Origin of the sequence: Streptomyces smyrnaeus, assembly GCF_017676345.1 — a bacterium.
Lineage (GTDB): Bacteria > Actinomycetota > Actinomycetes > Streptomycetales > Streptomycetaceae > Streptomyces > Streptomyces smyrnaeus.
The window spans coordinates 194,290-206,651 of record NZ_JAFFZM010000017.1; the positions used below are offsets into that span (position 1 = coordinate 194,290).

The window sequence follows — 12,362 nt, forward strand, 5'->3', positions numbered from 1 at the left end:
ACCTCGGCCGACCACCCGCGCCGGACCCCCGTCAGGCGACCGTCACCACCACGCGCCCCGTGGTCACCCCGTCGAAGACCCGCTGGACGGCGTCCGCGGCCCCCGCGAGGGGCACCCGGTCGCTCACCAGCGGCTTGACGGTGCCCTCGGCGGCGAGCCGGGTCAGCTCCTCGTGGCAGCGGTCCACGGCGGAGGGGTCCCGCCGCGCGTACAGCCCCCAGTGCAGACCGAGGATCGCGTAGTTCTTCACCAGGGCGTGGTTGAGCCCCGGGGTGGGCACCGCGCCGCTGGCGAAGCCCACCACCACGATGCGCCCCTCGAAGGCGACGCACTTGGCGGACGCGGCGTACGCGTCACCGCCCACCGGGTCGTACACCACGTCGGCGCCCTTGCCGCCGGTGGCCTCCTTCACGGCGGCGATGACATCGTCCTTCCGCCGGTCGATGACGACATCGCAGCCCAGCTCGCGGGCGACCTCGGCCTTCGCCTCCCCGCCGACGACGCCCAGCACCCGCGCCCCGGCGGCCTTGCCCAGCTGGACGGCGGCGCTTCCGACGCCGCCCGCCGCGGCGTGCACCAGCAGCGTCTCGTCCTTCTGCAGGCGGGCGCGCCGGTGGAGGCCGAACCATCCGGTCTGGTAGCCGATGTGCAGCGCGGCGGCCTCCGCGTCGTCCAGCGCCTCGGGGGCCGACCGGGCGCTCTCCTCGCTGATGACGGCCGACTCGCCGAACGCGCCGCAGGGCAGGACGGGTTGTCCCAGCACCCGCTCCCCCGCCCGGGGGCCGCCGACGATCTCCCCGCACAGTTCCACACCGGGGGTGAACGGCAGCGGAGGACGGACCTGGTACTCACCCCGGCACAGCAGCGCGTCCGGGTAGTTGACGTTGCCGGCCCGTACCCGCACCAGCAGCTGGCCGGGGCCGGGCTCGGGCTCGGGTATCTCCTCCAGCCGCATCACATCACGCGGTTCGCCGTTGGTGTGGACGCGCCATGCCTGCACGGGGGGTGTCCTTTCTGCCGAACGTCGTGGTCGAGCTTGTCGTTCTTTCCGCCGGACTCTCGCTGTCAGGGCGGCCCCGTCCCGGCAACGGGCGGCCTCACGGCCTGAGTGCTCGCAGCAGCAGGTCGGCCAGATGGTCGGCGACCTGCTGGGGGCTGAGCCGGCCGCCGGGGCGGTACCAGCTGCTGAGGTGGTGCACGGAGCCGAAGTGGTAGTCCACGACGAGATCGGCGGGCGTGGCATCGCTGAACACCCCAGCACGCCGCCCCTCCTCGATCAGGGCGCGGAACCTCTCGTGGTAGCGGCGCCGCTCCGCGCGCACCTGCTTCTGCTTCTCGGGCGAGAGCTGGTGCATGGAGCGGAAGAAGATCATGGCGTCGTCGAGGTTCTCGATGGTGGTGACGACGACGTCGGCGGCGGCCTGCCGCAGCCGCTCCTCGACCGGCGCCTCGCGCTCGGCGAGCAGGTCGAGGCGTTCTTGCTGCAGCCTCAGCAGACGGCCGTAGATCTCGTGCAGCAGATCGTCCTTGGAGCCGAAGTAGTGGTAGAGAGCGCCCTTGGTGACGCCTGCCGCCTCCACGATCTCCTGCACGGAGGTGCGGTCGTAGCCCTGTTCGGCGAACAGTCGGGTGGCCGCCGCCAGCAGCCGCCGCGGTACGGGGGCGGGGCTGTCGTCGCGGCCCTCGGGACCCGCCGCCCCCGCCTCGCCCCCACGCGCCTGACGTCCCGCACCGGCCCTGGTCGCCATGGCCGCCACCTGCCTCTCGCTCATCGTTCACCGACCGGTGCCCCCGGGGCCGGCTCCGGTCCTCGCTCGTCTACCGGGAACGCAGTTCCCGCCGCAGGATCTTCCCACTGGTGGTCTTGGGCAGCTCGCGCAGGATCTCCACCTCACGGGGGTACTTGTAGGCGGCCAGCCGCTCCTTGCAGTAGGCGCTCAGCTCCTCGGGGGCGGCCTCGGCACCGTCGCGGAGGCTGACGTACGCCTTGACGGTCTCGCCCCGGTACTCGTGCGGGACCCCGACCACGGCCGCCTCGCGGACGGCGGGGTGGGCGTAGAGCACGTCCTCCACCTCGCGGGGCCAGACCTTGAACCCGGAGGCGTTGATCATGTCCTTCTTGCGGTCGACGACGTACAGCCAGCCGTCCTCGTCCATGAACCCGATGTCGCCGGTGCGCAGTTCACCGCCGGGCATGCCCGCGGCCGTCTCCGCGGGCCGCCGCCAGTAGCCGGGGACGACCTGCGGGCCGCGTACGGCGATCTCGCCGTGCTGTTTGAAGGGCACCGGTTCCCCCGCCTCGTCCAGGATGCGCACGACCGTCTCGGGACCGGGCACGCCCACCGCGAGGGTGCCGGACTCCGGGTCGACCGGCGCCTGTTTCCCGGGTGGTACCGAGGCGCACGGGGCCGAGCACTCGGTGAGCCCGTAGCCGTTGCCGATGTAGGGGCCGAAAGCGGCGCGGAACTTCTCCACCAGCGCGGGCGGCAGCGGTGCGCCGCCGGAGGAGATGTGCTGGAAGGAGGCGAAGTGCTCGCGGGTGACGTGCGGGTGCGCGGCCAGCGCCATGAACGCGGTGGAGGGGCCGACGGTGTAGGCGGGCCGGTGCTCCACAAAGGCGTCGAGCACGACTCCGGCCTCGAAGCGGTAGGCCAGCGCGAGAGTGCCCTTGTTGACGATGCAGCCGCACAGCTGCACGACCATCCCGGTGATGTGGAAGAGCGGCGCCAGCGCGAAGACGCAGGAGCCTTCCGGAAGGTCGTGGCCGACACGCTGCCGTTCGGCGTTGTAGGCGAGGTTGGCGTGGGTGTTCATGGCGCCCTTGGGGGCGCCGCTGGTACCGGAGGTGTAGCTGATGAGGGCGATGTCGTCACCGGCCGGTTCGCGCCCGGCGGGCGCCGGCGCGCCGCTGCGCGCCACGGCGAGCAGGTCCTGCGCCCCGGCTGTGGGCGCACACCGCTCGAAGTCGAACACGCGGGCGTCGTCGCGGGTCTGCAGATCGAGCTCACAGGCCGTCAGTACGGTGTGCACGCCGCTGTCGTCCGCGGTGGCGCGCAGCCGGTCCCAGGCGCGGTCGGCGCACACCAGCGCGGCGGCTTCCGCGTCCTGGAGCACGTGCGCGACCTCGCGCTCCTTGTACATCGGGTTGACGGGCACGACGGTGGCGCCGGCCTTCCACGCGCCGAGGAGCGCGAGCACGTAGTGCGGGGTGTTCTGCAGCATGAGGGCGAGCCGGTCGCCCTTGCGCAGGCCTCGCTCGGCGAGGTGCGCCGCGACGGCGTCGGAGAGCGCGTCGGTCTCGGCGTAGCTGAGCCTGCCGTCGAAGTAGCCGAGCGCGGTGCGGTCGGGCACCTCGCGGGCGGCGGCGCGGAAGGCGTGCAGCACCGTCTCGGGGGGCGTGACGGGGGCGCGTTGGGCCTCGGTGAGCTGGGTGAGCCAGGGCTTGTCCTCGTACCGGGTGGCAGTCGCCGGGGTCATGCCGGCTCCCCCTCTCGCGCGTCGGCCGGGTCCTGCCGCGTGCCGTGCTGCGCCCCGTCGCCCGCCTGCCCGTCGCCCGCGCGGCGTTCGACCTTCTGCTGGAGGTGGTTCATGGCGCTCAGCCAGTTGTCGGTGCCGGTGGCGCGTGCGGTGTAGTGGCCCTGGGTGGTGGCGTGCGGCAGCACGAGGAAACGCCCGTCGGCGAGCGCGTCGAACAGCGCGTCCGCGACGGCTTCGGGCGCGATGGCGCCCGGCCGCAGGACGACATCGCCTGCCGTGCCGGTGGCCTCCAGCATGTCGGTGCGCACGCCCTCGGGGCAGATGGCGTGGACGTCCACCCCGCGGTGCCGGTAGGTGACCGACAGCCATTCGGCGAAGGCGAGTGCCGCGTGCTTGGTGACGCTGTAGGGCGCCGAGCCGACCATGGTCAGCAACCCGGCCGCCGAAACGGTGGACACGAAGCGGCCCCTGCCGCGCTGCAGCCAGTCGGGCAGCAGTTCACGTGCGGCGCGTACGTGTGCCATGACGTTGAGGTCCCAGGCCGCGTTCCACCGGGCGTCCGGTGTCTCGGGGCCGCCCTCGGTGCCGAGTCCCGCGTTGGCGCAGAACGTGTCGACGGTGCCGCCCAGCGCCTCCCGGGCGGGCGCCACGGCGGTGGCGGCGTCACCGGGGACGGCGATGCCGCCGATCTCCTCCGCGACCGCGCGGGCCCGGTCCGGATCCAGGTCGTTGACGACGACCCGTGCGCCCTCGGCGGCGAATCTGCGGGCGAGGGCCGCCCCTATGCCACCACCGGCTCCGGTGACGACGACGGCACTGTCGCGCAAGGACTCCATCGGCTGCGCCTCCCACTCTCCGGGCTCGTACTCCTGCGGCCCCGTCGGGGTGCGGGCGGTGGCCCGGCGAAGCGGCGGAAGGGCCGCGCCGGGTCCCGCACCCGCCGAGCAGACTAACCAGTCGGTATGTCGTTACGGAAGGGGTGCCCGAGGATCCCGGGGGCGGCCCCGGAGCCTTGGGAACCCCTCCCGGCGCGGGTGCGGGAACGCCGACGGGGCGAGGCTCGTTCTCCTGCTGTGTGCGGCGCGCGGCGTCGCGTATGCGTGACAGGTGGACAGTCCCGGAAGCGGCTGCGCCCGCTGAGGCGGGAAACCGACCCTTACAGGAATAGAGGGCCACATCCGGGGTAATCCGCCACGCCGAAGCAAGTGCGCGCTCTCCGCGCGAAAAAGCATCGCCGGAGACGGATCCGAAGAGCGGGGTCGTACGTCACATCCCCGACGACACGGGTCCTCTCCGCCGGAGGTGGGATGATTGGCCGGTTTCAGAGCGCTCGCCCGACAAGTCCGTGATCCAGACAGAGACCCGTCCCAGCGACGGCAGGCGCTGCGCAAGTGCCTGGAGCGGTTCGCCCCCTACGGCCACCGCGCCACCTGGCAACACCTGTGCGCGAACGCCGGGTTCCATCCCGACGACCGGGAACCGGACCCCGCACTGCTCGTCGCGGCGCTGGAGGAGTTGGAGGAGGCCCGCGCGGTCTGGCTCGCCTACGAGTCCGAAGTCGCGGCCCGCCGCAAGCGGGAGAAGCGCAAGGGCATCAGACAGCCCACCGCGCTCGACGAGTGGCACCGCAGAACGTGGGGCGGCCGATCGCTGATGCGGTGCGATCCCACCCAGCCGCCGACCCCCCGGCTGGCCGAGGTGCTGCGCCGCATGATCGCCATGACGGACGACCTGTTCGACACGCCTCCGCAACGCCGTGGCCTGCGGATCGACCGGGGAGTTCGGACGGAGATCCGTACCGACGGAGCCGGTCGCCGCGAGAGTCGCAGTCCGCACCGCCAGACCACCGGCTCCCGGTTGGGATTCAGCAGTCCGCTGCCCTCCCAGGGCTGACACGGCCGCCCCGGGGCTGACGCCGGGCCGCCAGAACTCCGGCGCGGGACCGGGGGCGGGCGGGACCGGTACGAGAGGCCAGATGCACCGGTACGAGACGCGGGGTGCCGGGTGCGGCTCGGGTGCCGGGTGCGGATGCGGTTCCGGTGCGGGTGCGGCTCGGGGTGGCGCCCTGCCCGGCGCGGCTGGCATGCTGACGTGACAGATGCTGAGCAACCGCTTATTCGGTGCTCGTCTTCCGGTATCTGAGGCATCTGCTCCGTGACACAGCTGCGTGGGAGGTTGTTTCCATGGCGGAACCCCGGGTCTTCACCTCGGCCGACGAACTGCGGGACGCGGTCGGTCAGGAGCTGGGCACCAGCGACTGGCTGGAGGTGGACCAGAAGCGGATCGACCTGTTCGCCGATGCCACGGACGACCACCAGTGGATCCATGTGGACGCGGAGCGCGCCGCCGAGGGGCCCTTCGGCAGCACCATCGCGCACGGCTATCTGACGCTCTCGCTGCTGCCCGCCCTGGTCCCGCAGATCATGCGGGTCGAGGGCGTGAAGATGGGCGTCAACTACGGCACCAACAAGGTGCGCTTCCCCGCTCCCGTGCCCGTCGGCTCCCGACTGCGGGGCCGGGCGACACTGACCGACGTCAGCGAGACCCCCGACGGCGGCGTGCAGGTCGCCGCGCAGGTGACCGTGGAACGCGAGGGCGGCGACAAGCCGGTGTGCGTGGCGGAGAGCCTCAGCCGCTACTACTGGTGACCCCGGCGGCCCGGTGGCCGGCCATCCGCAGGGCGAGATCGGCGTACAGCTCGCCGATCTCGTCCGGCGTCCTGCGGCCCTGCGGGCTGAACCAGCGGGCGACGTCGATGCACAGCGACATCACCGCCAGTGCCGTACCACGGATGTCCGGGATGTCGAACTCGCCCGCCCGCACGCCGTCCTCCAGGACCTGGCGCAGGATCTCCTCGCTGCGGCGGCGCAGCACCACGATCTGCGCGTGGTGCTCCTCCCCCAGCGCGGCGAGCTCGTACTGGACGACGCGCGCGGTCGTGTGGTGCTCCGCGTGCCAGCGTACGAAAGCGCGGACGGCGTGGGCGAGGCGCTCCGCGCTGTCGGCCGCGCCCTCGACGGCCTCCTCCAGCACCGCGACGGAGCGCTCGTGGCCGACCCTGCTGATGTGGAAGAGCAGCTCTTCCTTGGTCTTGTAGTGGATGTAGAGCGCCGCCGGGCTCATCCCCGCACGACCGGCGATGTCGCGGGTGGTGGTGGCGTGGAAACCCCGCTGGGCGAATGCCTGGACGGCGCCCAGGAGAAGGCGGCGGGCGGCGTCCGGGGTGACGCCGCCAAAGGATTCGTCGATCTCACCCGTCGTCATCCGGCCAGCTTACTGTGCGCTGAGCGGCTGCTTAGCCATCCACCCCGCCCCCGTTCGCACCGGGGCGCCGCTCCGCCGCCGAGGGCCTAGAACACCACCAGGGTGCGGCCACCGCGCCCGGCCCGCATGGCGTCGAAGGCGGCGCCGACGCCCTCCAGCCCCACCCGCTCGGTCACCAGCGACCCGAGTTCCAGCCGCCCGTCCCGCACATGCTGGGCCAGCACCGGGACATCCCGGGCGGGGTCGGAGTCCCCGTAGACGCACCCCCGCAGTTCCCGGGCGAAGTGGAAGATCTCCAACGCGGAGAACGAGACCTGCTCGTCCTTGCCGCCGATACCGACGACGGTGGTGCGCCCACCGCGCCGGGTGGAGTCCCAGGCCGCCCGGACGGTCGCCGCGCGGCCCACGCACTCGATGGCCACGTCCACGCCGAAACCGCCCTCCGTCAGCCCCCGTACGGCCTTGGCGGTCTTCTCGCCGGCGACGACGAAGTCCGTCGCCCCGGCGGCCCGCGCCATCTCCTCCTTCTCCGGGGAGACATCCACCGCGATGATCTGTCCGGCACCCGCCAGCCGCGCCGACTGCAGGGTGGCCAGGCCCACCCCGCCCACGCCGTACACCGCGACCGACTCCCCCACCCGCACCCGGGCGCTGTGGTGCACCGCGCCGTATCCGGTGAGCATGGCGCAGCCCAGCAGCGCCGCGTCCTCCAGCGGCACCCCGGGGGGCAGCGGCAGGACCGCGCGTCGGGGGACGACCGTCTCCTCGGCGAAGGCGGCGACGCTCAGCCCGGGGTAGAGGCCGTCACCGCTGCGGGTGCTCGCGTACGGGGTGGTGGTGGCCTCGTTGGCGCGGACGCACAGCCACGGCTCGGACAGCTGGGCGCAGAAGTGGCACTCGCCGCAGCTCGGCGCCCAGTTGAGCACCACGCGGTCGCCCGGCGCGACATCCAGCACATCGTCCCCCACCGCGACGACGGTGCCCGCGCCCTCGTGCCCGAGGACGGCCGGTACGGGCTGGCGCAGGGTGCCGTTGGCGAGGGAGAGGTCGGAGTGGCAGACCCCGGCGGCGGCGAGCCGCACCCGCACCTGTCCGGGACCGGGGTCCGGCAGGGCTATCGAGGTGACCTGAAGCGGTGCCGAGACAGCGGGCAGTACAGCGGCGCGAACCATGGGAGCTCCAAGGGACGGTGCGGGGCGGGGACGGCCTCGGGCGGAAGGGACGTGGGGACCGGGGGGACGGAGTGGGCGGCGGAGCGGTCAGAGCTGGAGGGACTTGGTCTGCAGGTACTCCTCCAGGCCGTGGACCCCCAACTCCCGTCCGATGCCCGACTGCTTGTAGCCGCCGAAGGGCGCCAGGGGGTTGAACCGGCCGCCGTTGATGTCGACCTGCCCGGTCTCCATACGGCGGGCGAAGGCGACGGCCTCCTCCTCGTTCTCGGACCACACGGCGCCCGCGAGGCCGTAGACGGTGTCGTTGGCGATGCGCAGCGCGTCCTCGGTGTCCTCGTACTTGAGGATGCACAGCACGGGCCCGAAGATCTCCTCCTGCGCAATCGTCATCTCCGGGGTGACGTCGGCGAAGACGGTGGGCTGCACATAGTGGCCGTGCTGCTGCCCCTCGGGGGGCTCGGCCCCGCCCACCACGAGCCGGGCGCCCTCCTCCCGGCCGCGCCTGATGTAGCCGGTGACGCGCTCGCGCTGCTTGGCGTTGACGACGGGGCCGACCCGGGCGGCCTCGTCCAGAGGGTTCCCGGCGACGTACTTGGCGGCGGCCTCGGCGGCGAGCCGTACGGCCTCCTCGTAGCGCTCGGCATCCACCAGCATCCGGGTCCAGGCGCTGCACGTCTGGCCGGAGTTGGCCATCACGTTGGCCACGCCGACCTTGACCGCCTTCTTCAGGTCGGCGCCGGGCAGGATGACGTTGGCCGACTTGCCGCCGAGTTCGAGCGCGACGCGCTTGACACCGGAGACCGCGAGCGCGCCGATGCGGCGGCCGACGGCGGTGGAGCCGGTGAAGGAGAGCAGGTCGACACCCTCGTGCTCGGCCAGCGCCTGCCCGGCGACCGGGCCGAGCCCGGTGACGAGGTTGAAGACACCGGCGGGTACACCCGCCTCGTGCACGGCCTCCGCGAACAGCTGGGCCACCAGCGGGGTGTCCTCGGCCGGTTTGAGCACCATGGTGCAGCCGGCGGCCAGGGCCGGTGCGGCCTTGGCGACGATCTGGTGCAGCGGGTAGTTCCACGGCGTGATGGCACCCACGACACCGACCGGCTCCCGCAGCACCAGTGAGTTGCCCGTCTTCTCCTCGAAGGCGTACTCGGCCGCGAGCTCGGCGTAGCTCGCGCAGACCGCGATCGGTACGGCGGCGTGCACCTTCCGCGAGAAGGTGAGCGGCGAGCCGAGCTCGGCGGTGACGGTCTCGGCGATCTCCTCGCGCCGGTCCACCAGGATCTGCTGGAGTGCGCCGAGGCGCGCGGCGCGTTCGGCGGGCGGGGTGGCGGCCCAGCCGGGCAGCGCGGCGCGGGCGGCGCGCACGGCCGCGTCGATGTCCTCGGGCCCGCCCGCGGGGACGGTGGCCAGCAGGGTTCCGTCGGCGGGGTTGGTGACCTCGATCGTCCCGGTACCCGCGGCGGGGCGCCAGGAGCCGTCGATGTACATGCCGTCGTGTGCCTTCATGGGAGCAAACCTACTGTCGAGTCAGCTAGGTGTCAGCACGGCGTCGAAGTGCCCTGGATCACCGCACGGCCGACCGCGGAGCAACGCGTGTGACGCACGGGGCCCCGGATGCGCGGCGCACCCGCCCCGGAGCGTGGTGCGTTGACGGAGCCCCCCGTTATTCCTATGGTCCTACACAGGAATCCATGATGCGGCGGGAGTTGGCGATGGGCCAGGGCACCGACAGCACCACCAGCACGACCAGCACATCCACCGGCCGGACAGCGGAGCAGGCACGCAAGACGGCCGCGGGCCTGACGTACCTGTCCGGATTCGGCAACGAGCACAGCAGCGAGGCCGAACCGGGCGCACTCCCCCTCGGCCGCAACTCGCCCCAGCGTGCCCCGCTGGGGCTGTACGCGGAGCAGCTGAGCGGCAGCGCGTTCACCGAGCCCCGGGCGCACAACCGCCGCTCGTGGCTCTACCGCATCCGCCCCTCGGCAGCCCACCCCCGCTTCACCCGCACCGACAACGGTGCGCTGCGCAGCGCACCGTTCGACGAGACGGTCCCCGACCCGAACCGGCTGCGCTGGGGCCCGCTGCCCGTCCCTCCCCCGAGCTCTTCGAGCAGGGGGCACCCCCAGGGCACCGACTTCCTGGCGGGCCTGTGGACGCTGGGCGGCAATGGAGACGCACGGCAGCGCAGCGGTATGGCGGTGCACCTGTACGCCGCCAACGCCTCGATGACCGAGCGGGTCTTCAGCGACGCCGACGGTGAACTGCTGATCGTCCCCGAGCACGGCGGGCTGCTGCTGCGTACCGAGTTCGGCCTGCTGCGCGCCGAGCCGGGCCATGTGGCACTGATTCCGCGCGGGGTGCGCTTCCGCGTCGAGCTGCTCGATGAGAGCGCGCGCGGCTACGTCTGCGAGAACTACGGCCGCCCCTTCACCCTGCCCGACCTCGGTCCGATCGGTGCCAACGGGCTGGCCAACGCCCGGGACTTCCTGGCGCCCACGGCCGCCTACGAGGACGTGGAGGGCCCGGTCGAGGTGGTCAACAAGTTCTGCGGCAACCTGTGGGCGGCCGTCTACGACCACTCGCCGCTGGATGTCGTCGCCTGGCACGGCAACCATCTGCCGTACGTCTACGACCTGCGGCGCTTCAATGTGCTGGGCAGCATCAGCTACGACCACCCCGACCCCTCGATCTTCACCGTACTGACCTCGCCGTCGGACACCCCCGGACTGGCCGGCGTCGACTTCGTGGTCTTCGCGCCCCGCTGGCTGGTGGGCGAGGACACCTTCCGCCCGCCGTACTTCCACCGGAACGTGATGAGCGAGTACATGGGTCTCGTCGAGGGCGCCTACGACGCCAAGGCGGAGGGCTTCGTTCCCGGCGGCGGCTCGCTGCACAACATGATGTCGGCGCACGGCCCGGACCGGGAGACCTTCGAGCGGGCCTCGGCCGCCGAGCTGAAGCCGCAGAAGATCGACGACGGGCTGGCCTTCATGTTCGAGACCCGCTGGCCCATCGCGCTCACCGCGCAGGCGGCCGGTGCCGACCAACTGCAGCCGGACTACGACGCGGTGTGGCAGGGTCTTGAGCGCCACTTCCCGGCCACCTGACGTCCTGACGTCCCCCGGCGGTCCGGACCCGGACCCGCCCGGCCGGGACCGGCCGCCAAGGGGCCGACCGCACCCGTGGAGGCACCCCTCATGTCGCCGCTGTTCACCCCGGATTCCGTCGAGCTGAACCGGAAGCTGCCGCTCTGGTACCAGGTCTCGCAGTCGCTCCGCGCCTCCATACTGGGCCGCCCGCCACAGGCACCGGACCGGCTGCCGCCCGAGGACCAGCTGGCCGGGCACTACGGGGTCAGCGTGCTGACCATGCGCCAGGCGCTCAAGGAACTGGAGGCGGAAGGGCTGATCAGCCGGCACCGGCGGCGCGGCACCTTCATCGAGCCGGACGTACGCCGCTCCCGGCCGGTGCGGCTGCTGGGCTCGGTGGACACGATCGTGGCACAGCAGTCCGGGGAGCCCACCACACTGCTGGGGCACGGCCCGGAACCGGTGCCCGCCGATCTGGCCGAGCACTTCCCGGGCCAGTCCGAGGCGATGGCCTACCGCAGGTTGCGCTGCGAACGGGAGAGCGGCGAGCCGACCAACTGGGCACTCAACCTCATCCGCCAGGACGTGGCCGAACACATCGACCCGGCGGACCTGCGCCGCGGCTGGCCCATGACGAAGGTGCTGCGCGACGGGGTGGGGGTGCGCATCAGCAGGATCACGGACACGGTGGAGGCCCGGCTGGCCGATCCGGAGACGGCCCGCCTGCTGCAGGTGCCGCTGCTGAGCCCGATCCTGCACTACACGGGGGTGACCTACGACGGGGAGGGGAGGGTGGTGGACGTGGTGCGCATCCACTACCGGGGCGATCGCTTCGCCTTCTCCGTCACGCTGGAGAACGTGACGGACTGAGCCGAACCGGGCCGGGAGCCGGGGCGGCCACAGCGGGGGACGGGACGCGAGGTCCGCGACGGGTGCGGGCCGCGGACGGTGGGGCGGGGACGGTGGAGCGGGGCAGCGGGAGGGAGAACGGCCGCCGGGACCGTCCGCGGAGATCCGCAGATTCCGCGGGGATTCCGCGAAGGAACAGTCCGGCGGCCGCCTTCAGCCGCGCCCGCCGAAGAGCGTCCGGCGCAGCTTGCGCAGCGGGGCGAAGAGCGAGACCCGCGCACCGCGGTTGCTCGCCCGGCTCCGCACCGCGTCGCGCTGCGTGATCTCACGCATCAGCGTCGTCGCGTCCTCCGTCTCGCCCTGTGGGACGGCGGGACCTGCGAGCACGGAGAGGTGCCGGTCGAGGCGCGAACTCGTCGCGCCGGTACCGCATTTGATCGCGGGCACACGTGCCCTGCTGCCGACTGTTATCTGTTCCATGTCACTCCCCACCCGTACGAGGGCACCC

Annotated in this window: 12 protein-coding genes; 4 read left to right on the forward strand and 8 right to left on the reverse strand. The window is 72.5% G+C overall.

Translation table 11 applies throughout. The features are described 5' to 3' along the window. Nucleotides 1-31 precede the first annotated feature (31 nt). From JW613_RS26225 to JW613_RS26240, 4 genes are all read right to left on the reverse strand, one after another. Nucleotides 32-1,000: an NADPH:quinone oxidoreductase family protein gene (locus JW613_RS26225; protein WP_209213371.1), complete on the reverse strand. Its 969-nt coding sequence runs from the start codon at nt 998-1,000 to the stop codon at nt 32-34. A 97-nt stretch (nt 1,001-1,097) separates the two neighbouring features. After that, on the reverse strand, nt 1,098-1,748 hold the full coding sequence (locus JW613_RS26230) for a TetR/AcrR family transcriptional regulator (RefSeq protein WP_245226284.1): 651 nt from the start codon (nt 1,746-1,748) through the stop codon (nt 1,098-1,100). A 70-nt stretch (nt 1,749-1,818) separates the two neighbouring features. After that, nucleotides 1,819-3,477 carry an AMP-binding protein gene (locus JW613_RS26235; protein ID WP_209213372.1) on the reverse strand — a complete coding sequence of 553 codons (1,659 nt, stop codon included), beginning with the start codon at nt 3,475-3,477 and terminating at the stop codon, nt 1,819-1,821. Beyond that, nucleotides 3,474-4,313 (reverse strand): SDR family oxidoreductase, encoded by an 840-nt coding sequence (locus JW613_RS26240; protein ID WP_209213373.1) that lies wholly within the window; start codon nt 4,311-4,313, stop codon nt 3,474-3,476. Before JW613_RS26240 ends, JW613_RS26235 begins: the two co-directional genes overlap by 4 nt. Nucleotides 4,314-4,788: 475 nt before the next feature. Between JW613_RS26240 and JW613_RS26245 the strand changes: the two genes are divergently transcribed. Next, nucleotides 4,789-5,370: a hypothetical protein gene (locus JW613_RS26245; RefSeq protein ID WP_209213374.1), complete on the forward strand. Its 582-nt coding sequence runs from the start codon at nt 4,789-4,791 to the stop codon at nt 5,368-5,370. Between the two features lie 290 nt (nt 5,371-5,660). Next, on the forward strand, nt 5,661-6,125 hold the full coding sequence (locus JW613_RS26250; RefSeq protein ID WP_209213375.1) for a MaoC family dehydratase: 465 nt from the start codon (nt 5,661-5,663) through the stop codon (nt 6,123-6,125). On the opposite strand, the gene JW613_RS26255 is transcribed toward JW613_RS26250, so the two are convergent. From JW613_RS26255 to JW613_RS26265, 3 genes are all read right to left on the reverse strand, one after another. Beyond that, a complete protein-coding gene (locus JW613_RS26255) occupies nt 6,106-6,741 on the reverse strand; it encodes a TetR/AcrR family transcriptional regulator (RefSeq protein WP_099879181.1) in 636 nt (211 codons plus the stop codon). The genes JW613_RS26250 and JW613_RS26255 overlap by 20 nt on opposite strands. An 86-nt stretch (nt 6,742-6,827) precedes the next feature. Next, nucleotides 6,828-7,913, reverse strand: a complete 1,086-nt coding sequence (locus tag JW613_RS26260; RefSeq protein ID WP_209213376.1) for a zinc-binding dehydrogenase — start codon at nt 7,911-7,913, stop codon at nt 6,828-6,830. 87 nt (nt 7,914-8,000) lie between these two features. Further along, entirely contained in the window at nt 8,001-9,419 is a 1,419-nt protein-coding gene (locus tag JW613_RS26265; protein ID WP_209213377.1) for an aldehyde dehydrogenase family protein, read from the reverse strand. A gap of 206 nt (nt 9,420-9,625) precedes the next feature. On the opposite strand from JW613_RS26265, the gene hmgA reads away from it, so the two are divergent. Both hmgA and JW613_RS26275 read left to right on the forward strand, forming a co-directional pair. Next, nucleotides 9,626-11,023 carry a homogentisate 1,2-dioxygenase gene (gene hmgA / locus JW613_RS26270; RefSeq protein WP_209213402.1) on the forward strand — a complete coding sequence of 466 codons (1,398 nt, stop codon included), beginning with the start codon at nt 9,626-9,628 and terminating at the stop codon, nt 11,021-11,023. A 90-nt stretch (nt 11,024-11,113) separates the two neighbouring features. Next, entirely contained in the window at nt 11,114-11,875 is a 762-nt protein-coding gene (locus tag JW613_RS26275; RefSeq protein ID WP_209213403.1) for a GntR family transcriptional regulator, read from the forward strand. Nucleotides 11,876-12,067: 192 nt separating this feature from the next. On the opposite strand, the gene JW613_RS26280 is transcribed toward JW613_RS26275, so the two are convergent. After that, on the reverse strand, nt 12,068-12,334 hold the full coding sequence (locus tag JW613_RS26280) for a hypothetical protein (RefSeq protein WP_099879189.1): 267 nt from the start codon (nt 12,332-12,334) through the stop codon (nt 12,068-12,070). Nucleotides 12,335-12,362: the final 28 nt, after the last annotated feature.

Excerpts from the sequence above, each read along its gene's own strand:
- JW613_RS26230 (WP_245226284.1), bottom strand. The coding sequence starts at position 1,748 with ATGGCGACCAGGGCCGGTGCGGGACGTCAGGCGCGTGGGGGCGAGGCG.
- JW613_RS26235 (WP_209213372.1), bottom strand. The coding sequence starts at position 3,477 with ATGACCCCGGCGACTGCCACCCGGTACGAGGACAAGCCCTGGCTCACC.
- JW613_RS26240 (WP_209213373.1), bottom strand. The coding sequence starts at position 4,313 with ATGGAGTCCTTGCGCGACAGTGCCGTCGTCGTCACCGGAGCCGGTGGT.
- JW613_RS26250 (WP_209213375.1), top strand. The coding sequence starts at position 5,661 with ATGGCGGAACCCCGGGTCTTCACCTCGGCCGACGAACTGCGGGACGCG.
- JW613_RS26255 (WP_099879181.1), bottom strand. The coding sequence starts at position 6,741 with ATGACGACGGGTGAGATCGACGAATCCTTTGGCGGCGTCACCCCGGAC.
- JW613_RS26260 (WP_209213376.1), bottom strand. The coding sequence starts at position 7,913 with ATGGTTCGCGCCGCTGTACTGCCCGCTGTCTCGGCACCGCTTCAGGTC.
- JW613_RS26265 (WP_209213377.1), bottom strand. The coding sequence starts at position 9,419 with ATGAAGGCACACGACGGCATGTACATCGACGGCTCCTGGCGCCCCGCC.
- hmgA (WP_209213402.1), top strand. The coding sequence starts at position 9,626 with ATGGGCCAGGGCACCGACAGCACCACCAGCACGACCAGCACATCCACC.
- JW613_RS26275 (WP_209213403.1), top strand. The coding sequence starts at position 11,114 with ATGTCGCCGCTGTTCACCCCGGATTCCGTCGAGCTGAACCGGAAGCTG.
- JW613_RS26280 (WP_099879189.1), bottom strand. The coding sequence starts at position 12,334 with ATGGAACAGATAACAGTCGGCAGCAGGGCACGTGTGCCCGCGATCAAA.